The organism is Streptomyces sp. MZ04, from assembly GCF_004684775.1.
Lineage (GTDB): Bacteria > Actinomycetota > Actinomycetes > Streptomycetales > Streptomycetaceae > Streptomyces.
On sequence record NZ_SRIC01000083.1, the window covers coordinates 1 to 21901 of the forward strand.

Annotated in this window: 23 protein-coding genes; 19 read left to right on the forward strand and 4 right to left on the reverse strand. The window is 70.8% G+C overall.

What is annotated here, in order from left to right; all coding sequences use genetic code 11:
• The coding region (locus tag E2651_RS19055) for a class E sortase (protein WP_135332376.1) at window positions 1–462 on the forward strand (462 nt) is incomplete at its 5' end.
• Window positions 463–501: 39 nt separating this feature from the next.
• Here the strand turns inward: E2651_RS19055 and E2651_RS19060 are convergent.
• Window positions 502–1845: an MFS transporter gene (locus E2651_RS19060; RefSeq protein WP_245238993.1), complete on the reverse strand. Its 1344-nt coding sequence runs from the start codon at window positions 1843–1845 to the stop codon at window positions 502–504.
• 198 nt (window positions 1846–2043) lie between these two features.
• On the opposite strand from E2651_RS19060, the gene E2651_RS19065 reads away from it, so the two are divergent.
• The 4 genes from E2651_RS19065 (at window position 2044) to E2651_RS19080 (ending at window position 4876) form a co-directional block, all read left to right on the forward strand.
• Window positions 2044–2574 carry a helix-turn-helix domain-containing protein gene (locus tag E2651_RS19065; protein ID WP_135332378.1) on the forward strand — a complete coding sequence of 177 codons (531 nt, stop codon included), beginning with the start codon at window positions 2044–2046 and terminating at the stop codon, window positions 2572–2574.
• An 83-nt stretch (window positions 2575–2657) separates the two neighbouring features.
• Window positions 2658–2978 (forward strand): DUF6412 domain-containing protein, encoded by a 321-nt coding sequence (locus E2651_RS19070; protein ID WP_135332379.1) that lies wholly within the window; start codon window positions 2658–2660, stop codon window positions 2976–2978.
• Between the two features lie 98 nt (window positions 2979–3076).
• The gene (locus E2651_RS19075) at window positions 3077–3874 is read left to right on the forward strand and encodes a YidC/Oxa1 family membrane protein insertase (RefSeq protein ID WP_135332380.1); all 798 of its coding nucleotides are present in this window, start codon (window positions 3077–3079) and stop codon (window positions 3872–3874) included.
• 144 nt (window positions 3875–4018) lie between these two features.
• The gene (locus tag E2651_RS19080) at window positions 4019–4876 is read left to right on the forward strand and encodes a fumarylacetoacetate hydrolase family protein (RefSeq protein ID WP_135332381.1); all 858 of its coding nucleotides are present in this window, start codon (window positions 4019–4021) and stop codon (window positions 4874–4876) included.
• A gap of 89 nt (window positions 4877–4965) precedes the next feature.
• On the opposite strand, the gene E2651_RS19085 is transcribed toward E2651_RS19080, so the two are convergent.
• Window positions 4966–5433, reverse strand: coding sequence for a heme-degrading domain-containing protein (locus tag E2651_RS19085; protein WP_135332382.1), 468 nt, complete (start codon window positions 5431–5433; stop codon window positions 4966–4968).
• Window positions 5430–6527: a Gfo/Idh/MocA family oxidoreductase gene (locus E2651_RS19090; protein ID WP_135332383.1), complete on the reverse strand. Its 1098-nt coding sequence runs from the start codon at window positions 6525–6527 to the stop codon at window positions 5430–5432. Before E2651_RS19090 ends, E2651_RS19085 begins: the two co-directional genes overlap by 4 nt.
• A gap of 56 nt (window positions 6528–6583) precedes the next feature.
• Here E2651_RS19090 and E2651_RS19095 point away from each other — a divergent pair, with 56 nt between their 5' ends.
• From E2651_RS19095 to E2651_RS19155, 13 genes are all read left to right on the forward strand, one after another.
• Window positions 6584–7750: an ROK family transcriptional regulator gene (locus E2651_RS19095; protein WP_245238995.1), complete on the forward strand. Its 1167-nt coding sequence runs from the start codon at window positions 6584–6586 to the stop codon at window positions 7748–7750.
• Window positions 7751–8158: 408 nt separating this feature from the next.
• Complete coding sequence (locus tag E2651_RS19100; protein WP_135332384.1) at window positions 8159–8971, forward strand: hypothetical protein; 813 nt, start codon at window positions 8159–8161, stop codon at window positions 8969–8971.
• Window positions 8972–9141: 170 nt separating this feature from the next.
• Complete coding sequence (locus E2651_RS19105) at window positions 9142–9999, forward strand: GntR family transcriptional regulator (protein ID WP_135332385.1); 858 nt, start codon at window positions 9142–9144, stop codon at window positions 9997–9999.
• Between the two features lie 138 nt (window positions 10000–10137).
• A complete protein-coding gene (locus tag E2651_RS19110; protein ID WP_135332386.1) occupies window positions 10138–11262 on the forward strand; it encodes a TIGR03364 family FAD-dependent oxidoreductase in 1125 nt (374 codons plus the stop codon).
• Window positions 11263–11282: 20 nt separating this feature from the next.
• Entirely contained in the window at window positions 11283–11963 is a 681-nt protein-coding gene (locus E2651_RS19115; protein WP_245238997.1) for a phosphonatase-like hydrolase, read from the forward strand.
• A complete protein-coding gene (locus E2651_RS19120; RefSeq protein ID WP_135332388.1) occupies window positions 11960–13030 on the forward strand; it encodes an ABC transporter ATP-binding protein in 1071 nt (356 codons plus the stop codon). The genes E2651_RS19115 and E2651_RS19120 overlap by 4 nt, the downstream gene beginning before the upstream one ends.
• Window positions 13023–13904 carry a 2-aminoethylphosphonate ABC transporter permease subunit gene (locus E2651_RS19125; protein WP_135332389.1) on the forward strand — a complete coding sequence of 294 codons (882 nt, stop codon included), beginning with the start codon at window positions 13023–13025 and terminating at the stop codon, window positions 13902–13904. The genes E2651_RS19120 and E2651_RS19125 overlap by 8 nt, the downstream gene beginning before the upstream one ends.
• Window positions 13891–14688 carry an ABC transporter permease subunit gene (locus E2651_RS19130; RefSeq protein ID WP_135332390.1) on the forward strand — a complete coding sequence of 266 codons (798 nt, stop codon included), beginning with the start codon at window positions 13891–13893 and terminating at the stop codon, window positions 14686–14688. The genes E2651_RS19125 and E2651_RS19130 overlap by 14 nt, the downstream gene beginning before the upstream one ends.
• Window positions 14689–14713: 25 nt before the next feature.
• Window positions 14714–15787, forward strand: coding sequence for a 2-aminoethylphosphonate ABC transporter substrate-binding protein (locus tag E2651_RS19135; RefSeq protein ID WP_135332391.1), 1074 nt, complete (start codon window positions 14714–14716; stop codon window positions 15785–15787).
• Between the two features lie 207 nt (window positions 15788–15994).
• Window positions 15995–17485, forward strand: a complete 1491-nt coding sequence (locus tag E2651_RS19140; RefSeq protein ID WP_135332392.1) for an alkaline phosphatase family protein — start codon at window positions 15995–15997, stop codon at window positions 17483–17485.
• An 81-nt stretch (window positions 17486–17566) separates the two neighbouring features.
• Window positions 17567–18346 carry an HAD-IIA family hydrolase gene (locus E2651_RS19145; RefSeq protein WP_135332393.1) on the forward strand — a complete coding sequence of 260 codons (780 nt, stop codon included), beginning with the start codon at window positions 17567–17569 and terminating at the stop codon, window positions 18344–18346.
• Window positions 18347–18448: 102 nt separating this feature from the next.
• Complete coding sequence (locus tag E2651_RS19150) at window positions 18449–18976, forward strand: hypothetical protein (protein WP_135332394.1); 528 nt, start codon at window positions 18449–18451, stop codon at window positions 18974–18976.
• Between the two features lies 1 nt (window position 18977).
• Window positions 18978–19643, forward strand: a complete 666-nt coding sequence (locus E2651_RS19155; protein ID WP_135332395.1) for a class F sortase — start codon at window positions 18978–18980, stop codon at window positions 19641–19643.
• A gap of 285 nt (window positions 19644–19928) precedes the next feature.
• On the opposite strand, the gene E2651_RS19160 is transcribed toward E2651_RS19155, so the two are convergent.
• Window positions 19929–20696 carry an ANTAR domain-containing protein gene (locus tag E2651_RS19160; protein ID WP_135332396.1) on the reverse strand — a complete coding sequence of 256 codons (768 nt, stop codon included), beginning with the start codon at window positions 20694–20696 and terminating at the stop codon, window positions 19929–19931.
• A gap of 161 nt (window positions 20697–20857) precedes the next feature.
• On the opposite strand from E2651_RS19160, the gene E2651_RS19165 reads away from it, so the two are divergent.
• On the forward strand, window positions 20858–21892 hold the full coding sequence (locus E2651_RS19165) for a glycoside hydrolase family 6 protein (protein ID WP_135332397.1): 1035 nt from the start codon (window positions 20858–20860) through the stop codon (window positions 21890–21892).
• The last annotated feature ends 9 nt before the right edge of the window (window positions 21893–21901 follow it).

Genomic DNA, 21901 nt, shown 5'->3' on the forward strand with positions numbered 1-21901 from the left:
GCCCCCCGCTGGGACCAGGCCTACGCCGTCCTCCGCATCCCCCGCATCGGGATACGGGTGCCTGTCGCCGAAGGCGTCAGCAAGCGCGGCGTACTCAACAAGGGGTACGTCGGGCACTACAGCCGCACCGCCCAGCCCGGGCAAGCCGGGAACTTCGCCCTCGCCGGGCATCGGAACACCCATGGTGAGCCGTTTCGGCGGATCGATCGGTTGCGGGGTGGGGATGAGCTGGTCGTCGAGACCCGCGACGCCGTGTATACGTACGTCGTCGACAAGGTGCTCCCCCAGACCTCCGCCCGTGACAGCGGCGTCATCGCTCCCGTGCCGCGCAGTGCCGTCAAGCCCGGCCACGGGTACAGCTCGCCCGGGTACTACATCACCCTCACCACCTGCACCCCGGAGTACACCTCCAAGTACCGGCTCATCGTCTGGGGGAAGCTGCGGTCCATGCGGCCCCGGTAGGCCCTGGTAGGCCCCGGTAGGCCCCGGTAGGCCGCGGCCTCAACCACGCTTCCGCAGCAGCAGTACGCTCACCGCCCCCACCACCCCAAGGCCCGCCGACACCACCAGCGCCACCCGCGCCCCGTGCCCCGGCGAGCCCGACGACGTGGACACCGCGATCATCAGCGCCACGCCGGCCGCCGAGCCGATGTACCGCGCCGTGTTGTTCGCCCCCGAACCCATCGCCGCCCGCTCGGCGGGGACCGAGGAGACCGCCAGCTGCGGCAACGCCGCGTTCAGGAAGCCGCTGCCCGCGCCCGACACGACGAGGCCGGGGAGCAGCAGGGGCCAGGGGCCCGACGCCGCCGCGGGGAGCATCGTCAGGACCGCCGCCGCGTGCAGGACGAAGCCCAGCGCCAGTTGGTGGCGGGGCGAGACCTTGCCCGCCAGGCGGCGCGACTGCAGGGCCACCAGGAAGGAAGTGCCCGACCAGATCATCAGCAGTGCCGCCGTGCTCATCGCCGACAGCGGCAGCGTCTGCTGGAGGAGGGTCGGCAGGTAGCTGAACAAGGCGATCACCGCGAAGCCCGTGAAGAAGGCGCCCGCCGACGATGCCAGGAACGGGGCCTGGCGGAGGAGGCGCAGGTCGAGCATGGGGGACGTCGTGCGGCGTTCCACCGCGGCGAACGCGGTGATGAGGAGGACCGAGAGCGCGAGCAACGACGCCACCGGCGCCCGCAGCCACCCGTCCCTGCCCAGCGTCAGCGCCGCCACCAGGGCCACAAGGGCCAGGCCCAGCGTCAGCGAACCCGCCAGGTCGGGGCGGCCGCCGCCTCGCGGGGCCCTGGACTCCGTCAGCGCGCGGGGGCCGAACGCGGCCACCGCCAGCGCCGCCGTCCCCAACACCGCGTACGACCACCGCCAGTCGGCCAGTGATGCGACGCCGCCCGCCAGTACCGGGCCCACCGCGATGCCGCCGCTCACGAACGCTCCCCAGACGCCGGTCGCCCGTACCCGGCCGGGGCCCGCCGGGTACGCGTGCACCAGCAGGCCGAGGCTGGCCGCCAGGATCGCCGCGCTCGCCGCGCCCTGGGCGACTCGGGCGAGGGTGAAGAGCCACGTCGAGGTCGCGAGGGCGCCCAGCGCCGTGGTGATGCCCAGCGCGATCGTCCCGGAGAGGAAGATCCGGCGGCGGCCGTAGTCGTCGGCGAGGCTGCCCGCCACCAGGAGCAGGGCCGCCAGGCCGAGCGGGGTGCCGTTGAGCAGCCAGGCCTGGGCGGAGAGCGGGGTGTGCAGGGATGCGGCCGTGTCGGGGAGCGTGACCATCGGCGCGGTGTACGTCATCAGGGCCACGGCCGTGGCGGCGCTGGTGACGGTGAGGGTGGCGCCCGGCCGTGCGTCCATCGAGGGAGGGGCGGCCACGGGTGGGGCGGGGGGTGCGGTGCGTGCGGCGAGCCGTGACATTGGTCTGCTCCTCAGGGGCACGTGAGATCGGGTTCTCAAAGCTCTAGGTTCAGTCATTGAACTTGGCGACAGAGGTGACCGTAGCAGGTCAAGTTCAGTGACTGAACCTAGAAGCGGGAAAGTGGCTACAGTGGGGCCATGGCTCTCGGCAAGGACTACGCGGCGCAGGAGTGCTCCATCGCCCGCGCGCTGGAGGTCGTCGGAGAGCGCTGGACGCTGCTCGTCGTCCGCGACGCGCTCTACGGCGTGCGGCGCTACAACGACTTCCTCGTCCACCTCGGCATCCCCCGCGCGGTCCTCGCCTCGCGCCTCCAGACGCTTGTCGCGGCCGGGGTCCTCGAGAAGCGGCCGTGTGCGCAGGCGCCCTCGCGGCACGAGTACGTCGTGACCGAGCGGGGGCGCGCGCTCTGGCCGACCCTGCGCGCGCTCGGCAGCTGGGGGCGGGACAACTTCCCGGAGAGCAAGCCGCTGCGGTACTTCCGGCACGCGGACTGCGGCACGGAACTGGGGGTCGTCGGCGACTGCTCCGCCTGCGGCATCCTCGTACCCGTCGAGGACGTCGAGATGGTGCCGGGCCCCGGGCTCGATCCGGACCCGGCGGATCCGGTCAGCCGGGCGCTGCTCGCGCCGCGGAGGCTCCTTACGGCCGTCGAGGTCGATCCTGTATAACGGCAGTACGCGATATGCGGTACGCAGTACGCGATATGTCGTATCAGCGGGGAGAGCCAGCCAAGGAGAGGGGGGTCGGATCGATGCAGGACATGATCCGCAGCTGGAAAGCCGCCCTCCGGCCCACCGGGCTGCTGCTCTTCCTCCTCGTCGAAGTCGTCCTCCTCGACGCGAGCAGCCTCACCGCCGCCGTCGCGCTCGCCGCGACCGCCGCCGCGGGCTCCGCGCTCGCCGTCTGCTCCCTGATCGCCGCGCGCTGCGCGCCCGCCGTGCCCCGCACCCGGGTGCGTACGGCCATCCGCGATCGCGAGAAGCGCACGGCCTTTCTGCCGCAGCGCGACCCCGACGCCGCCGGGCGCAGGCGACCTCGAGCGCCGGGCCGTCTCGTCCTGACGGCCGCGTAGGGGCGCACAGCCACCACTGAGCAGCGCCCTCCACGCGGGCCGTCACGCCGGAAATCAGCACTTTTCCCGGTACGACGAGACCCCCGGAGGGTTCCTCCATGTCCGCTTTCATGTCACTCTTCGCCGACCTGGTCGGCTCCATCGCCGATCTGCTCCAGCCCGTCTTCCACGGCTCCGCGATGGCCGCCGCCATCGTGCTTTTCACCGCGTGTGTACGTCTCCTCGTCCATCCCCTGTCGCGGGCCTCGGCCCGTGGCCAGAAGGCGCGCGCCAAGCTGTCGCCGCAGATCGCGGAGTTGCGCAAGAAGCACTCCAAGAACCCCGAGAAGCTGCAGAAGGCGGTCCTGGAGCTGCACCGGGAGGAGAAGGTCTCGCCGCTCTCCGGGTGTCTGCCCAGCCTCTTCCAGCTCCCGGCGTTCTTTCTGCTCTACCACCTGTTCTCCAGCACGAGCATCGGCGGCGAGGCCAACGCGCTGCTTGATCACAAGCTCTTCGCCGCGCCCCTCGGTGGGCGGTGGGCCGACGCGCTCGGTGACGGCGGGGTTTTCGGGGCGCAGGGGCTTGTCTACCTCGCGCTCTTCGCGATCGTCGCGGCCGTCGCCACCTTCAACTTCCTCCGTACGAAGAAGCAGATGGCGGCGAGTGCGGCGAGCGCGGCGGCCACGCCCGCCGGTGACGCGGGGCAGCAGATGCCCGGCATGGGCGCGATGGCCGCGATGACCAAGGTCATGCCCCTCATGTCCTTCATGACGCTGTTCACCGTCGCCTTCGTGCCGCTGGCCGCCGCGCTGTACGTCGTCACCAGCACCACCTGGAGCGCCGTCGAGCGGGCCGTGCTCTACCGGGACATGCCGTACGGGGCCGGGGCGGGGGCGCTGGCTGCTACTGCCGGGTAACGGTCCGCTCCTTGAACAGGGTCTTGCGGAGTGGACGTTGACCTTGGAGGATCGGCCAAACCTCCGATGGCCGCAACCCGTCGGAGGCCTGGCCACGCGGCCGGTCAGAGCAGACCGCCCGCGCTCGACCAAGGGAGATTGACCATGAAGCTGCTGCGAGTCGGTACGGCGGGGGCCGAGCGCCCGGCGCTGCTCGACGCCGAAGGCACGTTGCGGGACCTCTCAGGGACCGTCACGGACATCGACGGCGCGCTGCTCGCCGACGCCGCCGCCCTCGACCGGATCCGGACCGCCGCCGAGTCGGGCGAGCTGCCCGTGCTCGACGCGGCGGGGCTGCGGGTCGGGCCGCCGGTGGCCCGGATCGGCAAGGTCGTGTGCATCGGGCTCAACTACCACGACCACGCGGCCGAGACGGGGGCCGCGACGCCCGCCGAGCCTGTCGTCTTCTTCAAGGCGGCGGACACGGTCGTCGGCCCCGACGACACCGTCCTCGTGCCGCGGAAGTCGGTCAAGACCGACTGGGAGGTCGAGCTCGCGGTCGTCATCGGGCGCACCGCGCGCTACCTGGAGTCCGACGAGGAGGCGCTCGCGCACGTCGCCGGGTACGCGGTGGCGCACGACGTGTCGGAGCGCGAGTTCCAGATCGAGCGCGGCGGCACCTGGGACAAGGGCAAGAACTGCGAGACGTTCAACCCGCTGGGCCCGTGGCTCGTGACGCCGGACGAGGTGCCCGACCCGCAGGCGCTGTCCCTGAAGCTCTGGGTCAACGGCGAGCTGAAGCAGGACGGCACCACCGCCCAGCAGATCTTCCCGGTTGCTGAAGTGGTGCGCTACGTAAGCCAGTTCATGACTTTGTACCCGGGTGATGTGATCAATACGGGGACACCGGCGGGCGTGGCCATGGGGCAGCCGGAGCCGAAGCCGTATCTGCGGGCCGGGGATGTTGTGGAGCTGGAGATCGAGGGGCTGGGTAGGCAGCGGCAGGAGCTGAAGGGGGCGTAGCCCTTCATCTGCGGGTGCGTCGTGGCTTGTCGCGCAGTTCCCCGCGCCCCTGAGGGGCGCCCCTTAGGGGCAGCCCCTCAGGGGGGCGCTTACGCGAACCGCTCCAGCGCCTCCACCACCATCGCGTGGTCCTCCAGCTGCGGCAGGCCCGACACCACCACCGTGCCGATCACCCCCGCGCCCGTCACCGCGATGGGGAACGCGCCGCCGTGTGCCGCGTACACGTCCGGGTCGAGGCGTGAGGACTCCTCGAACGTCGTGCCCTTGGCACGGAAACGCGTGCCGACCAGGAGGGACGAGCAGCCGTAGCGCTCCACGACGCGGCGCTTGCGGGCGATCCAGGCGTCGTTGTCCGGGGTCGAACCCGGCAGGGCCGCGTGGAAGAGCTGCTGGCCGCCGCGGGTGATGTCGATCGCCACCGGGGCCCGGCGTTCGCGGGCCAGGTCGACCAGGAGGCTGCCGAGCGCCCAGGCGTCTTCATACGTGAACTGGGGGAGGACCAGGCGGAGTTCCTGGGACTCGAGGTCGTCCACGGTCGGTGCGGCGGCCGTCGTCATACGATCACCGTCACGCTGTCGCGCGCCGAGCGGCGGGCCGCCTCCAGGACGTCGAGGGCTGCTGCGGCCTCGTACGCGGAGACCGGGTTCGTGCCGGTGCCGCGGAGAGCGGCGGCCACGGCGGCGTAGTACGCCGGGTAGTCGCCCGGCAGGGTCTCGACCGGGGTGCCGCCGCCGGTCTGCGGGGACTCTCCGGAGCCGACGCGGCCCCACATCGACTCGGGCTCGACGCCCCAGGCGCCCTCGCCCGAAGGCTGCTCGCCCGAAGGCCGATCGCCCTCGCGCAGGGCTGCTTCCTGCGGGTCGAGGCCGTACTTCACGTAGCCCGCCGTCGAGCCCAACGTGCGGAAACGCGGGCCGAGTTGGGCGGTGGTGGCGCTGACGTACAGGTGGGAGCGGACGCCGCTCGCGTGCGTGATCGCGATGAACGTGTCGTCGTCGGCCGCCGCGCCGGGGCGGCGGATGTCCGACTCGGCGTACACGGACTTCGCGGGGCCGAAGAGGACCAGGGCCTGGTCGACGACGTGGCTTCCGAGGTCGTAGAGGAGACCTCCGATCTCTTCGGGGTCCCCGGACTCGCGCCAGCCGCCCTTGGGCTGCGGACGCCAGCGCTCGAAGCGGGACTCGAAGCGCCATACGTCGCCGAGCTCGCCGTCGGCCACGAGCTTCTGGAGCGTACGGAAGTCGTTGTCCCAGCGGCGGTTCTGGAAGACGGACAGGAGAAGGCCGCGGTCGTCGGCGAGCGCGGCGAGCTCGCGGGCCTCGGCGGCCGTGCCGGCGATCGGCTTGTCCACGACGACGGGGAGGCCCGCCTTGAGGGCGGCGGTCGCGAGCGCGACGTGCGTCTTGTTCGGCGACGCGATCACGACCAGGTCGAGCTCGTCCGCGCGGTCCCAGAGCTCGTCGGCCGTCGCGGCGAACCGCAGCTCGTCGCCGAACTCGGCGCGGGCCTGTGCCTGGCGCTCGGGGTTCGACGTGACGACCGTGTCGAGGGCGAGGCCCTCGGTGGCGGCGATCAGCGGGGCGTGGAAGACGGAGCCCGCGAGGCCGTATCCGATGAGGGCCACGCGGAGAGGGGAGCCTGTACCAGTCATGCGTTCCACTTAAGCAACGCTGTTGCCAAAGCGCAAGCGCGGGCGACAATGGGGGTGTGAACAGGACTGATGATGCGAGGGTGGTCGGCGCCGGTGCCGGTAGTAGTGGTACCGGTGGCGGGAGTAGTGGTAGCGGTGTCGGCAGGGCGGGCGCCGGGGTGAATCTGCTCGCGCTGCGCGGGCACAACGCCGCCCTCGTGCTCGACCTGCTGCGCACCGCGGGCGGGGACGGCATAAGCCGCCTGGAGATCGCCGAGCGCACGGGGCTCACACCGCAGGCCGTCAGCAAGATCACCGCACGGTTGCGTACGGAGGGACTCGCGGCGGAGGCGGGCCGCCGCGCGTCGACCGGGGGCAAGCCGCGGACGCTGCTTCGTCTCGTCCCCGAGGCCGGTCACGCGGTCGGCCTCCACCTCGACCGCGACGAACTGACCGCGGTGCTCGCGGACCTGACGGGACGGGTGGTCGCGGAACGCCGGGCCCCGCTGGACTTCGGCGCGGGTGCGGACGCGGTGGTCGAGGCGGCTGCGGGAGTGGTGCGGGACCTGGTCGCCGCGGACCCGGGGCGGCTGCTCGGCGTCGGCATCGCGCTGCCGGGGCCGCTGGACCATGTGGACGGTGTGCTGCACCGGGTGACCGGGTTCCCCGCGTGGGACGGGTTTCCGCTGCGGGACGCGTTCGCCGGGCGGCTTGGGCTGCCGGTGGTCGTCGACAAGGACACGAACGCGGCCGCGCTCGGCCTCGCCCTGGGCGGCGTCGCCGAGTCCTTCGCCTACCTGCACCTGGGTACGGGACTCGGCGCGGGCCTCGTCCTCTCCGGCGGCCTCTACCGCGGCGCGCGGACCGGCGCCGGCGAATTCGGCCACCAGGTGATCCAGCTGGACGGCCCGCGGTGCGGCTGCGGCGACCGCGGCTGCATCGAGGCACTGTGCCTCGCGGCGGTGGCACGCGGCGACACCGCCGAGGCGGCCCGCGCCCTTGGCGTGGGCGCGGCGAACCTGGTGAGCCTGCTGGACATCGACCTTGTACTCCTGGGCGGCCGAGCAGTCTTCGCGGCCGAGGGGTCCTTCGTACGCGGAGTCGGCGAGGTCGTCACCGAGCGCGCCCGAAGGGGCGGCGGCGACACGGAGGTTCCGGTCGCGGTGGCTTCGGGCGGGGACCGCGGGGTGGCGGAGGGCGCGGCGCAGTTGGTGTTGGCGCCGGTGTTCGGGCGGGCGGGGTAGCTGCGCCTTGCTTGAGCGGGGGCTTTGCCGAACCGGGGTATCACCGGCTTCGCCGAGTTCGTCCTCAAGCGCCGGGCGGGCTGGTCCTCGGTCTGTGCTTGTCCGCAGGTGCGATGTGGCTGGGCGCGCCCATGCGGCGGAGCCGCACATGTCACAGCCCCGCGCCCCTGCGGGGCGCTGCCCTTGGGCGCCGGGCGGGCTCTGAATTCTGGGCCAATCGGACTTGACCGAAGATCCGCTGAATCAGGGGAGTTGGCGCCGCCACTCGGGCGCATGGGGCTGTGGCGGGACCGGCGGGATCGCGCGCGCGTGGCAAGGTCTCGGCCCATGGCCGGTGGCTGCCGGTGCCCGCCCGGTTCGCCAACGGTCCGCCCGTCCGCCCGTTTCCGCGCTCAGCAAAGGCCCCACATGCGACTCCGCCGCTCCCTCGCCCTCGGCGCCACCGCGGCCGTCACCGTCGTGGCGGGGGTGGCGCCCGCGCCGGCCGCCGCCAAGCCGTACGCCCCGCAGCCCACCTGCGACTCCGTCGTCCACGGGGAGTTTCCGATCGGCGCCCGGATCGTGGGCGGGCCCGGTGGTTATGAACCCGGCGGTGGCTTCCGTCGCTGGGGTGTCGAGTTGGGCAATGACAGCAGGGGAGTCTGCGCGAACATTCACCCGGTCGTCGTCATCGTCGACCGGGAGCGCGAGTTGAGGCCCCGGCAGATTCAGCTGGAGTTCCACGACGGCACACGGTGGCGGCCCGTACGGTTCGAGCGGACCGACCGCGACGAGAACGTCGGCGTCTTCGGCGACGGAGGCAAGGGTGACTTCCCCGGATTCACGGTCGGCGCGGGAAAGCGCCTCACCGTCAAGGTGCGGCTCTCCTTCACTTCCGACGCGCGCTCCGAGCGAGCCGTGGTCTCCGCCGCGATCGTCCAGCGCCGGGACGACGACGGTGACTGGGTGGGGGAGTCACGGGATTACCCGTTCGCCATCAGCGAGGACGGAGCCGACACCGACGGGGGCCGGGACGGGGGCGGTGACGATACGGCGGGTGCGGATGGCGGTGGTCGTGAGGGCGACGCGGCCGCCGGTGACGGTTCCTGGTACGCGGATGAACTCGCCGCCACCGGGGCGGGCAAGCTCCTGCGGGTCGGTGCGGTCGCCGTGGCGTGCTTCCTCGGAGGCTGGGGCTTGATGGTGGGGGCGCGGCGATTTCTCGCGGGCAGGAGGCGTTGATGGTGGCCGCGAGCGGTCGTGCCCCCGTTGGAAGGCCGGTGCAGAATCTGCGGGTGCGCCGTGGCTGGTCGCGCGGTTCCCCGCGCCCCTGACGGGGCCCGGTCGCCGCCCGCGAGGCGCGGCACCCTCCGTTCACCTTCCAGTTCACCCACGTCTGCGAACATCCCTCCGTGGACAACCCGAACTCCCCGAACTCCCCGCATCCGCCCGCCCACCTGCTCGATCAGGCCCCCGGCGCGCCCATCCGCTCCGGCATCCCCGAGCACGGGCGCATCCCGAAGTACTACGCCGTCAAGGCCCGGATCGCCGCCCTGATAGAGGAGTTGGGGGACGGGCAGACGCTGCCGACCGAGCGGGATCTCGCCGTGCGGTACGAGGTCGCCCGGGAGACCGTGCGGCAGGCGCTGCGCGAGCTGCTGCTCGAAGGGCGGCTGCGCAGGCAGGGGCGGGGCACCGTCGTCGCCGGGCCCAAGCTGGAGCAGCCGCTCTCCCTGGCGAGTTACACCGAAGGGGTGCGCAGGCAGGGGCGTACTCCCGGCCGAAATCTCATCTCCCTCGACCGCTTTCCCGCCCCCGCGGCCCTCGCCGCCGAGATCGGCGTCGAGCAGGGCGAGCCCGTCTGGCACATGGAGCGTGTGCTGCTCGCCGATGACGAAAGGGTGGGGCTCGAGAGTACGTACGTTTCCGTGGCGCGCGTCCCCGACCTCGACCGTGACTTCGAGCCCGACTCCTCCTTCTACGCCTATCTGCGCGACCGGCTCGGCATCTCCTTCGGCGACGCCGACGAGCGCATCGAGACGGTTCTGGCCACGCCCCGCGAGGCGCTGCTCATCGGTACGCCCCCCGCGCTCCCGATGCTGCTGATCCACCGCGTGTCGCGCGACACCTCCGGCCGGCCGCTGGAGCGGGTGCGCACGCTCTACCGGGGCGACCGGTTCTCCTTCACCACCCACCTGGGCGGCCGCGGCGACAGCGACAGCGACAGCGACAGCGGCGGCGACAGCGGCGGCGACAGCGACAACGGCTGAACCTCGCCTCCCCGAACCTCGACCGATCCACGACGATAACGAGAACGTAACGGGTCTAGGCCAACCTTGGGTGGCCGTTCACCGTCCCGTTGCCGTCCGGTCCCGTGCGGGCCACCCGTCCCCAGGAGCGTTGCCGTCGTGAGAGTCATCGTCGTAGGAGCCGGCGTGGTGGGAACCATGCACGCCTGGCACGCAGTGGAACGCGGCCACGAGGTCGTACAGATCGAGCGAGAGACCGAGGCCCGAGGAGCCTCACTGCGCAACTTCGGGCAGATATGGGTGAGCGGCCGCGCCGGCGGCGAGGAGCTCGACACGGCGCTGCGGGCGCGTGAGCTCTGGCAGGGCATCGGCGAGCGCGTGCCGGGCCTCGGCTTCCGGGCCAACGGCTCCCTCACCCTCGTGCGCAACGAGCGCGAGCGTGCGGTTGCCGAGGCCGCGCTCACCCGGCCCGACGCGGCCGAGCGCGGCTACAAGCTGCTCACCGCCGCAGAGGCCCGCGCGCTCAACCCCGCCCTGCGCGGCGGGTTCAGCGCCGCCCTGTGGTGCGAGCGGGATGCCGCCGTGGAGCCGCGCACCGCTCAACTCCGGCTGAGGGAGGCTTTGTTGGCCAACCCGCGCTACACCTTCCTGCCGGGGCGTGAGGTCCGCGAGGTCGTCGGCGAGGGCGCGGTGCGGGACGACCACGGTGACGTACACACCGGTGATGTCGTCGTGCTCGCCACCGGCGCCTGGCTCGGCGGGCTCGTGCGCGAGCTGGCCGGGCCCGACCTGCCCGTGCGCCGCGTGCGGCTGCAGATGATGCAGACGGAGCCCCTCGGCGAGGCGCTCACCACCTCCGTCGCCGACGCGGACAGCTTCCGCTACTACCCGGCGTACAAGTCGGACGCCCTCGACGCGCTCAACGCCGGGCAGGCGCAGGCCCCGACCGCCGCCGCGCACAAGATGCAGCTGCTCATGGTGCAGCGCGCGGACGGCGGCCTGACCATCGGCGACACCCACGAGTACGAGCACCCCTTCGCCTTCGACACCCTCGAAGACCCCTACGACCACCTCACCGAGGTCGTCGAGGGCTTCCTCGGGCGGCCGCTGCCGAAGATCAAGCGGCGCTGGGCCGGGGTGTACGCGCAGTGCGTCGACACGAGCCGGGTCGTGCACCGGCAGCAGGTGCGCGACGGCGTGTGGCTGGTCACCGGGCCCGGCGGGCGCGGCATGACCTGCTCGCCCGCGATCGCCGAGAAGACCGCCGACGAGCTGGGATGGTGAGTGAGTTGACCGCGCAGAGTATGGGTCTGGTCGTCCTTGACATGGCCGGGACCACCGTCGCCGACGGAGGCCTGGTCGAGCAGGCCTTCGCCGTCGCCGCGCAGGAGCTCGGCGTGCAGCCGGGATCGGCCGACCACGCCGCGAAGCTCGACTACGTACGCGCCACCATGGGCGAGTCCAAGATCTCCGTCTTCCGGTACCTGTTCGGCGAGGAAGCCCTCGCCCAGCGTGCCAACGTGGCCTTCGAGAAGGCGTACGGGGAGCTGGTCGACGGCGGGCGCATCGCGCCGGTCGCCGGGGCCCGGGAAGCCATCGAGGAGCTGCGGGGGGAGGGGCGGACCGTCGTCCTGACCACCGGCTTCGCCCGCGTCACCCAGGACGCCATCCTGGATGCGCTGGGCTGGCGTGACCTGGTCGAGCTGACCCTGTGCCCCGCCGACGCGGGCGGTCGCGGGCGGCCGTATCCGGACATGGTCCTGAGCGCGTTCCTGCGGACGGCGGCGGTGGACGGCGTCCGGCAGATCGCCGTCGCGGGCGACACGGCGTACGACATGAAGAGCGGGGTGCGGGCCGGGGCCGGTGTGGTCGCCGGGGTGCTCACCGGGGCGCACGACGATGCCGCGCTGCGGGGCGCCGGTGCCACGCACGTACTCGGCTCCGTCGCCGAACTCCCCGCGATACTCAGGGGTGTTGACGCATGAGTGACAGCACCCCCGCACGCAGCGGTATCCGCTTCGATCATGTCTCGGTCGCCTATGGCAAGAACACCGTCCTCGACTCGCTCGACCTGACCGTCGAGCCCGGCGAGGTCATGGCCCTGCTCGGGCCTTCGGGATCCGGCAAGACGACCGCGCTGCGGGCCGTCGCCGGGTTCGTGAAGCCCGTGTCCGGGCGGGTGTTCATCGGGGAACACGATGTCACCGCTCTGCCGCCGCACCGGCGGGGCATCGGGATGGTCGTCCAGCAGTACGCGCTCTTCCCGCACATGCGGGTCGAGGACAACGTCGCCTTCGGCATGAAGGCGCAGAAGGTGGCCAAGTCCGAGATTCCCGGGCGGGTCGCCGAAGCGCTGGACATGACGGGGATGGCGGCGTACGCCAAGCGGTTTCCGCGCGAACTGTCCGGAGGGCAGCAGCAGCGGGTCGCGATCGCGCGGGCGCTGGCCATCCGGCCGGGGGTGCTGTTGCTCGACGAGCCGCTTTCCGCGCTGGACGCGCAGTTGCGGTCGGGGATGCTGGCGGAACTCGCCCGGTTGCACCGGGAGTTGCCCGACGTCTCCATTCTGTACGTCACCCATGACCAGGTGGAGGCCTTGACGCTGGCCGATCGGATCGCGGTCATGGACCGCGCGCGGCTGCAGGACTGCGGGACTCCGCAGGAGCTTTACCGGGCGCCTCGGAGTGAGTTCACGGCGTCCTTTGTGGGGAATGCGAATTTGCTGCCGGTGACTGTCGGGGACGGGGGTGTCTCCTTCGCGGGGGCTTCGCTGAAGGTCGACACCGGGGAGGCCGCGGTGGGGGCGGCCGCCACGCTGTGCGTCCGGCCGCATCTGGTCGGGCTCGGTGACGGGCCCAATGCTCTGACGGGCAGTGTTGCCGAGGTGCAGTGGAGGGGGGCCACGCATCGGTTGTACGTCGATGTGGCGGGGCACAGGGTCAAGGCGGACCTCCGGGAGCTTCGGACCCCGCCCTCGCTCGGCGACCCGGTCACCCTGCACTTCGCCTCCGAGGACGGGGTGCTGCTGGGGGCGGGGGTGACCGATGGCTAGCGCCACGCTGACCGCGCCCGCGCGGAAGGACAAGCGGAAGGACAAGCCGCCCCTGAAAGTACCGAGGTGGGTGTGGGCCCTGCCCCCCATCGCTCTCCTCGCGCTCTTCTTTCTCTACCCCCTCGCCCTCGTCGTCCAGCAGTCCGTGCAGCCGGACACCGGGGGGACCTCCCTTCAGCCGTACTCCGATGTGTTCGCCTCCGAGGCGTTTCGGGAGGCGCTCGGGACCACCGTGTGGCTGGCCGTGGGGGCGACCGTGGGGTGTCTTGTGCTCGGGTTCGCGCTCGCACTGGTCATCGCCTTTGTGCCGTTCCCGGGAGGAAAGGCCGTCGCCAGGTTCATCGACGTCTTTCTCTCCTTTCCGTCCTTCCTCATCACCCTCGCCCTGCTGTTCATCTACGGCACCAAGGGCATGGCCAACGGGATATGGACGGATGCGACGGGGGCTGGGGACGGGCCGTTCCAGTTCCTCACGACGCCCTGGGGTGTTCTCCTCGCCGAGATCACCTACTTCACGCCCTTCGTGATGCGCCCGCTGCTCGCCGCGTTCTCGCAGATCGACACCGCGCAGATCGAGGTCGCGTCCAGCCTGGGCGCCAAGCCCGCCCGTATCGTCCGGCGGGTCATCCTGCCCGAGGCGCTGCCCGCCCTCGCCGCCGGCGGCAGCCTCGTACTCGTCATGTGTCTGAACGAGTTCGGGATCGTGCTCTTCACCGGGGCGAAGGGCGTGACGACCCTGCCGATGCTCGTCTACAGCAAGGCCATTCTCGAATCCGACTATCCGGCGGCCTGTGTCGTCGCCGTGGTCAACATCGCGATCTCCGTGGGCCTTTACAGCCTCTACCGGGTGGTGAGCCGTCGTGTTGGTGCATAGCCGCAAGGGGAAATGGGCCACCTGGGTTCTTTTCTTTCTCTTCTTTCTTCCGCTCTTCGCGCTGCCGTTGCTCGTCATCCTCGCCGCGTCGTTCTCGTCGCACTGGTCGGGGGCCTTTCCCTCCGGGTTCACCGCCGAGCACTACTCCTCCGCCACCCGCGGGGAATCTCTCGAGGCGCTCACCACCAGCCTGCTCACCGCCGGCGGCGCCAGCCTGCTCGCGCTGACCGTCGGATCCTGGGCCGCGCTCGCCGCCGCCTCACTGAAGAAGGGCGGCAAGAGGGTGCTCGACACGCTCTTCGTGCTGCCCGTCGCCGTGCCGTCCGTCGTCGTCGGCCTCGCGATCCTCGTCGCGTTCAGCAAGCCGCCGATGATCCTCAACGGCACACGCTGGATCGTGATCCTCGCGCACACCATTCTTGTCACGGCGTTCGCCTACCAGTCGGTTTCGGCTGCCATCGTGCGTCTCGACCCGGCGTACGAACAGGCCGCCGCATCGCTCGGCGCCCGGCCCTCGTACGTCCTGTGGAAGGTGAAGCTGCCCCTCCTGCTGCCGTCCCTGAACGCGGCCGCCGGGCTCTGCTTCGCGCTCTCCATGGGCGAGTTGAGCGCCACGATGATGCTCTACCCGCCGGACTGGATGCCGCTCCCCGTGCAGATCTACGCGGCCACCGACCGCGGCTCCCTCTTCACCGGTGCGGCCGTCGCGGTGGTCCTGATGGCGGCGACGCTGCTCGTGCTCTTCGCCGTCTCGCGCATCCGCACCCGCGCCTCCTATCGCTGAACTGCCTCAAGGAGTAGGAAACGTCATGTCCCGTCACACCACGCGCATCAGAACGTTCGCCGCCGTCTCCGGCAGCCTCGTACTCGCCGGATCGCTCACCGCCTGCGGCGGCGACTCCTCGGCGTCCGACGCCAAGGAAGTCACCGTCTACAGCGCCGACGGCCTCAAGGGCGAGAACGGCGACGGCTGGTACGACCAGGTCTTCAAGGACTTCGAGAAGAAGACCGGCATCAAGGTCAACTACGTCGAGGGCGGCTCCGGCGAGATGGTGCAGCGTGCCGTCCGCGAGAAGTCCAACACGCAGGCCGACGTCATCATCACGCTGCCGCCGTTCATCCAACAGGCCGACGAGAAGGGCCTGTTGCAGGCCTACAAGCCCAAGGGGTCGGAGGAGGTCGACGGCGCCGACAAGGCCGCCGACGGCAAGTGGACCTCCGTCGTGAACAACTACTTCGGCTTCATCTACAACAAGAAGGAGCTCGGCGGCGGCAAGGCGCCCAAGACCTGGGAGGACCTCACCGACTCCTCGTACAAGGACAAGGTCCAGTACTCCACGCCCGGCGTCGCGGGCGACGGCACCGCCGTGCTCATCAAGGCGATGCACGACTTCGGCGGCAAGAAGCCCGCCATGGATTACCTGAAGAAGCTTCAGACGAACAACGTCGGTCCTTCCGCCTCCACCGGCAAGCTCGCGCCGAAGGTCGACAAGGGCGAGCTGCTCGCCGCCAACGGCGATGTCCAGATGAACTACGCGCAGTCCAAGGACATGCCGAACCTGGGCATCTGGTTCCCGGCCAAGGAGGGCGGCAAGCGCACCACCTTCGCTCTGCCGTACGCGGCGGGTCTCGTCAGCAAGGCCCCGCACAACGCCAACGCGAAGAAGTTCCTCGACTATCTGCTCAGCCAGAAGGCGCAGCAGCAGGTCAGCGAGATCGGCGGCGGCTTCGCCGCGCGCAAGGACATCAAGGCCACCGACGCCAACGCGGTCGCGCTCGAGAAGATCGTCGAGGGTGTCGAGGTCTTCGAGCCGGACTGGGCCGACATCTCCGAGAACCTCCAGACGTACGTGGAGGACTGGAAGTCGGCCACCGGAAGCTGACCGTTCACCCTTCGGTCCAAGTGTTCATCGCGAGAGTCCTGGTGTCCGCCCCGCCGCGTGCGCCAAGATAGCGAAAAGGTAACAGGTCTGGTCCCAACGCCCCTGGAGAACCAGGGGCGTTGGTGTGCGCCGCCCCTCCCCACACACCCTCTCCAGCTGGAGGAACACGTGTCGTCGCAAGGCATATCCCGAGGCACATCCCGAGGCATGTCCCGCCGCTCGCTCCTGGTCTCGGCCGCCGCGCTCGCGGTCTCGGGCCCGCTCGCCGGCGCCGCAACAGCCGCCGCCAAGGGCCGGGCGAGAACCCCCAAGGTCCTGGTCATCGGCCTGGACGGAGCCCTGCTCAACCGCATCAAGGACGCCGACGCACCCGCCCTCAAGGCGCTGATGTCGGCCGGTCTCACCGCCCCCAGCGCCCTCTACGCCAACCCGCTCGCCCCCACCTCGTCGGGCCCCGGCTGGTCGACGCTCATCACCGGCGTCTGGCCCGACAAGCACAAGGTGCTCAACAACGACTTCACCGGGCACCAGCTCGCCAAGTACCCGGACTTCATGACCCGTATCGAGGCCACCAAGCCCGCGCTGCGGACGTACGCCGTCGCGTCCTGGAACCCGATCACCGACATCATCTTCTCCGCGAAGGTCGACGCCCGGGTCTCCACGCCGTCCGCCGAGTACGACGCGGGCACCACGAGCCGCGCCGTCGCCGAGGTCAGGAACGGCAACCCCGACGCCGTCTTCGTCCAGCTCGACAACATCGACCACGCGGGCCACGGCAGCGGCGCCGCGAGCCAGGGCTACCTCGACGCGATCCACGGCGCCGACACCCAGGTCGGCCAGATCGTCGGCGCCGTCAAGTCCCGTGCCACGTACGGGAACGAGGACTGGCTCATCATGATCACCGCCGACCACGGGCACACCGACCCGGGCGGCCACGGCGGCTCCAGCTGGCCCGAGCGCCAGACGTTCATGATCGCCACAGGGGGCACGGTCACCGCGGGTTCGGTCCGGCACGACGTACGCATGCCGGACATCGCCGTGAGCGCGCTCGCGCACCTGGGCGTGGCGATCGACCCGGCCTGGGGCCTGGACGGCCGCCCGATCCAGCAGCCGTCGCCGGACGCCTTCGACTCCCTGCGGGCCGAGCTGACGGGCCCGGTCGACGAGGGCGGCATCGGCTCCGGCGTCATCGGCTTCACGCACACACCGCCCAGCGGCTGGAGCGTCGACAACGCGAGGATGGGCACCGGCGGCATCACCGAGTGGCGCGGCTGGTCCTTCACGACCGATGAGTTCTGGACGAAGACCGAGCGCGACCAGCAGCGCGAGAACAACATCCGGGCCCGGAACGTCTTCGCGGTCGCCGACGGCGACGAGTGGTCCGACAAGACCGTCTCGGGCACCTTCGACTCGACACTGATCAGCCCCGCTTACGACGTGACGGGCGGCCGCCCCGCCACGCTCACCTACACGACGTACTACCGCCAGGAGGCCCCGCAGAAGGGCGAGGTCCTCGTCTCGTACGACGGCGGCGCCCCGGTCGCGGTGAAGACGTACACGGCGGACACGCCCTCCGTCGTCGAGAGCGTCCGGCTCGATGTGCCTTCGGGCGCGCGCAAGGCCCAGGTCCGCTTCCGCTACACCGGGGGCAACAACTGGTACTGGGTGATCGACGGGGTCAAGATCACGGCTTCCTGATTAGTCTGGGGGGCGTCGGCACAGCGGCGTCCCGGCGCCCCTCAGGCAACCCGCATATCGCAGACCGCAGGAGTGCACCCCATGGCAGAGCGCAAGCCCATCGAATCCTGGCTCACCGACATGGACGGCGTGCTCATCCACGAGGGCGTCCCGATCCCGGGCGCCGACGCGTTCATCAAGAAGCTCCGGGAGTCGGGCAAGCCCTTCCTGGTCCTGACGAACAACTCGATCTACACCGCGCGCGACCTCCAGGCCCGGCTGAACCGGATGGGCCTCGAGGTCCCGGTCGAGAACATCTGGACCTCCGCGCTCGCCACCGCCAAGTTCCTGGACGACCAGCGGCCCGGCGGCACGGCGTACGTCATCGGCGAGGCGGGGCTCACCACCGCGCTGCACGACATCGGGTACGTCCTGACCGACCACGACCCGGACTACGTGGTGCTCGGCGAGACCCGTACGTACTCCTTCGAGGCCATGACGAAGGCCGTACGCCTCATCAACGGCGGGGCGCGGTTCATCTGCACCAACCCCGACGAGACCGGGCCCTCCACGGAGGGGCCGCTGCCGGCGACCGGGGCCGTCGCGGCGCTGATCACCAAGGCGACGGGGAAGAACCCGTACTTCGCGGGGAAGCCGAATCCGTTGATGATGCGGACCGGGTTGAACGCGATCGGGGCGCATTCGGAGACGAGCGCGATGATCGGTGACCGCATGGACACGGATGTCCTTGCCGGACTGGAAGCGGGGATGGAGACGTTTCTGGTGCTTACCGGGCTGACGTCCCGTGCTGATATTGACCGGCATCCCTTCCAGCCCTCCAATGTCGTGGATTCCATCGCTGATCTTGTCGAGCGGATCTAGGCGCCGTTTCGCGGCGAATTTTTCCCGGCCGCCCACCCGTTTGCCCCGCATCAGGGTGCGGGGTGGGGCTCTGCGCGGGAACCTCGTATGAGGAGGTTCACGATGCGTAGAGGCTCGCTCACCTTGCGTGGCATAGCCGTGGCTGCCGCCCTCGTCGCCGCCGCGGCGCCCGCTCACGCCCATGACCAGGGCAAAGTGCACGCCACCGGCACTCCGTCCAGCACCGCGCCCGGCAGCCGGGTGGAGGTGAGCGTCACGGGGTGTGAGGGGACGACGGGGTCCGCCAGTTCCGGGGCCTTCACCGAGGAGGCCAAGCTCACCGGCCGTGACGGCGACAAGTCCTCCCTCAACGGCTCGGCCATGATCAAGAACGGTATCGCCGGTACGTACGACGTCACCGTCATCTGCGACGGCCACCCCCACCAGGGCGCCGGCACCGTCCAGGTCGTGCAGCACCACCAGAACCCCGTGGCGCCGGTCCGCGCGGGCGGCGGCGGCACCGCGCAGCTGGCCGTCACCGCCGAAGAGGCGGGACCCGGCACCCGGCACGCGGTGATCGGCCTGGTCCTCGCCGGGGTCGCGGCCGTGGCGGTGGCGTTCCGCAGCGTCCGCCGGCGCCGCTCCGAGTGACATGTCCAGTGGCGAACGTCCCTCCGGCACCAGCAGGCTCCTCACCGGCGTCGCCTGGGCGGTGCTGCTAGTCGGCCTCTGGCTGTGGGGCAGCGAGATCACGGACGGAAGCGGCGGCCACTCGGGCCCCACGACCGGCGACGTCGCCGCGGTCGGCCGCCCCTTCGACGTCGAACTCCCGGACGCGCACGAGCCGTTGGCCCCCGCGAAGCCGCGGCGGGTCGACGTACCCTCGCTCGACGTGCGCGCGCCCGTGGTGGCCCGCGGCCTCGACCGGGACGGCGCGATCGACCCGCCGCCCTTCGAGCGGTCGGGCACGGTCGGCTGGTACGGCGGCGGGACGCGCCCCGGTGCGGTGGGCGCCTCCCTCTTCGTCGGCCACGTCGACACCGAGACGCGCCCCGCGGTCTTCTACGACCTCAGCGCCGTGCGCCCCGGCGAGAAGGTCCGGGTGACCCGCGACGACGGCTCGGTCGCCGAGTTCACCGTGGACGACGTCCAGGTGCTCAGCCGCGACCGCTTCGACGCGCGGAAGGCGTACGGCCCCCACCAGAAGGGCCGCGCCGAGCTGCGGCTGATCACCTGCGGCGGCACCTTCGACGTGGCGACCAAGACGTACTCGGCGAATGTGGTGGTGTCCGCCTACCTCACCGGCACGGGGTCATAGCCGAACCATTCGTACGCGAACAACCTGGCCCGGTCGGCGGCCCGCTCCCCCCGGAGCCGTCGACCGGGCTGGTCCTCGACCGCGCGCGCACGAGCTGCGGGAGTAACCCGGCGCCGGCGCGGGAGGTTCGGAGGCCGTCCCGACGGTGCGGAACGGTTCGGTCTGGCCGGGGGCTTGGGCCGTTGCAGATGACTTTAGAACGGATGGGCTCGGGAGCCTAGAGGTCGATTGACGCCATGTTGTGATCCGCTTCCCCTCTGTGATCATCGCAGGTGGCAGCGGATGTCAGGGCCCTTCCCCGGATGGTTCGGACCAGCCGTCGCGCAGCGCCGCATCGTCGATCGAGCCTCCGATCACCGAAGTGGCGGCCACCGCCATGACCAGCCGTTCTCGACGCGCGTACCGTCGCAAAGCGGCAAAGGCCTCGTCCACGTCGACGTGCCAGCGCTCGGCGAGTATGCCTTTGGCCTGTTCAATTCGAATACGGCTGGTCAGGGCCGATTGGAGCTGACCGACGAGCCTTCGATACTCCGTGTGAGTGCGGCGGTTGTGCAGCCCGACCGCGGCCGCGTCGGCGATCGCCTGAGCAAGGCGCAACTCGCCGTCCGAGGAGCCGTCGTGGGGCGCGTCGGCAACGAAGACGTTGAGCGCCCCCAGCGTCATGTCGCGCTGCCGCAGCGGAACCGCGTACGTCGCCTCGATGCCGAACTCCCGGGCCCGTGCCGTGAACTCCGGCCAGCGGCGCGCCGATTCGGCCGTCGTGAGCCGGACAGGCGGTACGGCCCGCCCCGTTCCGAAGCTCTCCACGCACGGGCCGCCGCCCTGCTGGGTCTTGAGCAGGTCGAGAGCCAGCGGCCGTGGGTGACCGATCGCCACGAGGGAGGGCAGGCACTCGCCCTCGACCAGCACCCCGGCGGCGGCCGCGTCGAGCAGCTCCACGCAGTGGCCGGCGACCCGGCTGAGGTAGTGCTCGGGATCGAAGTCGTCGGCCAGCGTGTCCGAGGCTTCCACCAGGACTTCCGCAAGGCGTAGTTCAGAGGTTCGGTCCGGCATGATCTCCTCCCCGGGAGGGCCACCCCGCAGCCTGCGTCTACCCCCTGGCGGCGCGCTGTAACAGGTCTCCAACAGGTCCCGGCAGCGGACGGGCGGGCCTCGTGGGCAGGGAGTGCGTATGTCAGGATTGAGAATCGGACAGTGCACCCAAGGGGGAGTGGATGTACCACAAAGGCACCGGCTGCGGACAAGGATTCGCGGCCAGGGGGGTGAAGGCCGCGGCGGCGCTTGCGGGGGCTGCGCTGCTGCTGTCGGGGTGCTCCTCCGATGACTCCGGCAAGGACAAGGAGTCGTCGGGACAGCCGGTGAAGCAGCAGCCCAAGGGCACCGACCCGTACTGGGTCAACCCTGACGGCAACGCGGCCAAGCAGGTCGCCTCGTACGAGGAGGACGGCAAGAAGGACGACGCGGAGCTGATCCGGAAGATCGCCGAACAGCCGGTCGCCGAATGGATCGTCCCGGAGAACGCGGAGGAGCAGGCGCGCGGCTTCACCGAGGCCGCGGAGAAGGCCGACCGGGACGCCCTGTTGGTCCTCTACAACATCCCGCACCGCGACTGCGGTCAGTACTCGGGCGGCGGCGCGGCCGACGGCAACGAATACCGCACCTTCATCGACCAGGTCGCCAAGGGCATCGGCGACCGGAAGACCACGGTCATCCTGGAGCCGGACGCGGTGCTCCACATGGTCGACAACTGCACGCCGGAGGAGTTCCACGAGGAGCGCTACGACCTGCTCAAGGGCGCCATCGAGAAGCTCAAGTCCCTGAAGAACACCAAGGTGTACCTGGACGCGGGCAACGCGGGCTGGAAGAACCCGGACTCGCTCTGGGAGCCCCTGAAGTGGTCGGGCGTCGAGCAGGCCGACGGCTTCTCGGTGAACGTCTCCAACTTCCAGACCACCGAGGCCAGTACGGAGTTCGGCAAGAAGCTCTCGGCGAAGATCGGCGACAAGCCGTTCGTCATCGACACCGCGCGCAACGGCAACGGCGCGTACACCAAGGGCAAGGACTCCTGGTGCAACCCTCCTGGCCGCGCGCTCGGCGAGGCGCCCACCACTAAGACCGACGACCCGCTCGTCGACGCGTACCTGTGGGTCAAGCGGCCCGGCGAGTCCGACGGGACGTGCAGGGGCGGCCCCAAGGCGGGCGAGTGGTGGCCCGAGTACGCGGTGGGCCTCGCGGAAGCGGCCCGGTAGGTAGCGCCC

Bases quoted from the DNA above. Each gene is read 5' to 3' on its own strand.
- E2651_RS19060 (WP_245238993.1), bottom strand. From the start codon at position 1,845: ATGGACGCACGGCCGGGCGCCACCCTCACCGTCACCAGCGCCGCCACG.
- E2651_RS19070 (WP_135332379.1), top strand. From the start codon at position 2,658: ATGCAGGACATGATCCGCAGCTGGAAAGCCGCCCTCCGGCCCACCGGG.
- E2651_RS19065 (WP_135332378.1), top strand. From the start codon at position 2,044: ATGGCTCTCGGCAAGGACTACGCGGCGCAGGAGTGCTCCATCGCCCGC.
- E2651_RS19135 (WP_135332391.1), top strand. From the start codon at position 14,714: ATGTCCCGTCACACCACGCGCATCAGAACGTTCGCCGCCGTCTCCGGC.
- E2651_RS19140 (WP_135332392.1), top strand. From the start codon at position 15,995: ATGTCCCGCCGCTCGCTCCTGGTCTCGGCCGCCGCGCTCGCGGTCTCG.
- E2651_RS19160 (WP_135332396.1), bottom strand. From the start codon at position 20,696: ATGCCGGACCGAACCTCTGAACTACGCCTTGCGGAAGTCCTGGTGGAA.
- E2651_RS19090 (WP_135332383.1), bottom strand. From the start codon at position 6,527: ATGACTGGTACAGGCTCCCCTCTCCGCGTGGCCCTCATCGGATACGGC.
- E2651_RS19165 (WP_135332397.1), top strand. From the start codon at position 20,858: ATGTACCACAAAGGCACCGGCTGCGGACAAGGATTCGCGGCCAGGGGG.
- E2651_RS19145 (WP_135332393.1), top strand. From the start codon at position 17,567: ATGGCAGAGCGCAAGCCCATCGAATCCTGGCTCACCGACATGGACGGC.
- E2651_RS19080 (WP_135332381.1), top strand. From the start codon at position 4,019: ATGAAGCTGCTGCGAGTCGGTACGGCGGGGGCCGAGCGCCCGGCGCTG.
- E2651_RS19100 (WP_135332384.1), top strand. From the start codon at position 8,159: ATGCGACTCCGCCGCTCCCTCGCCCTCGGCGCCACCGCGGCCGTCACC.
- E2651_RS19155 (WP_135332395.1), top strand. From the start codon at position 18,978: ATGTCCAGTGGCGAACGTCCCTCCGGCACCAGCAGGCTCCTCACCGGC.
- E2651_RS19085 (WP_135332382.1), bottom strand. From the start codon at position 5,433: ATGACGACGGCCGCCGCACCGACCGTGGACGACCTCGAGTCCCAGGAA.
- E2651_RS19115 (WP_245238997.1), top strand. From the start codon at position 11,283: ATGGGTCTGGTCGTCCTTGACATGGCCGGGACCACCGTCGCCGACGGA.
- E2651_RS19150 (WP_135332394.1), top strand. From the start codon at position 18,449: ATGCGTAGAGGCTCGCTCACCTTGCGTGGCATAGCCGTGGCTGCCGCC.
- E2651_RS19120 (WP_135332388.1), top strand. From the start codon at position 11,960: ATGAGTGACAGCACCCCCGCACGCAGCGGTATCCGCTTCGATCATGTC.
- E2651_RS19125 (WP_135332389.1), top strand. From the start codon at position 13,023: ATGGCTAGCGCCACGCTGACCGCGCCCGCGCGGAAGGACAAGCGGAAG.
- E2651_RS19075 (WP_135332380.1), top strand. From the start codon at position 3,077: ATGTCCGCTTTCATGTCACTCTTCGCCGACCTGGTCGGCTCCATCGCC.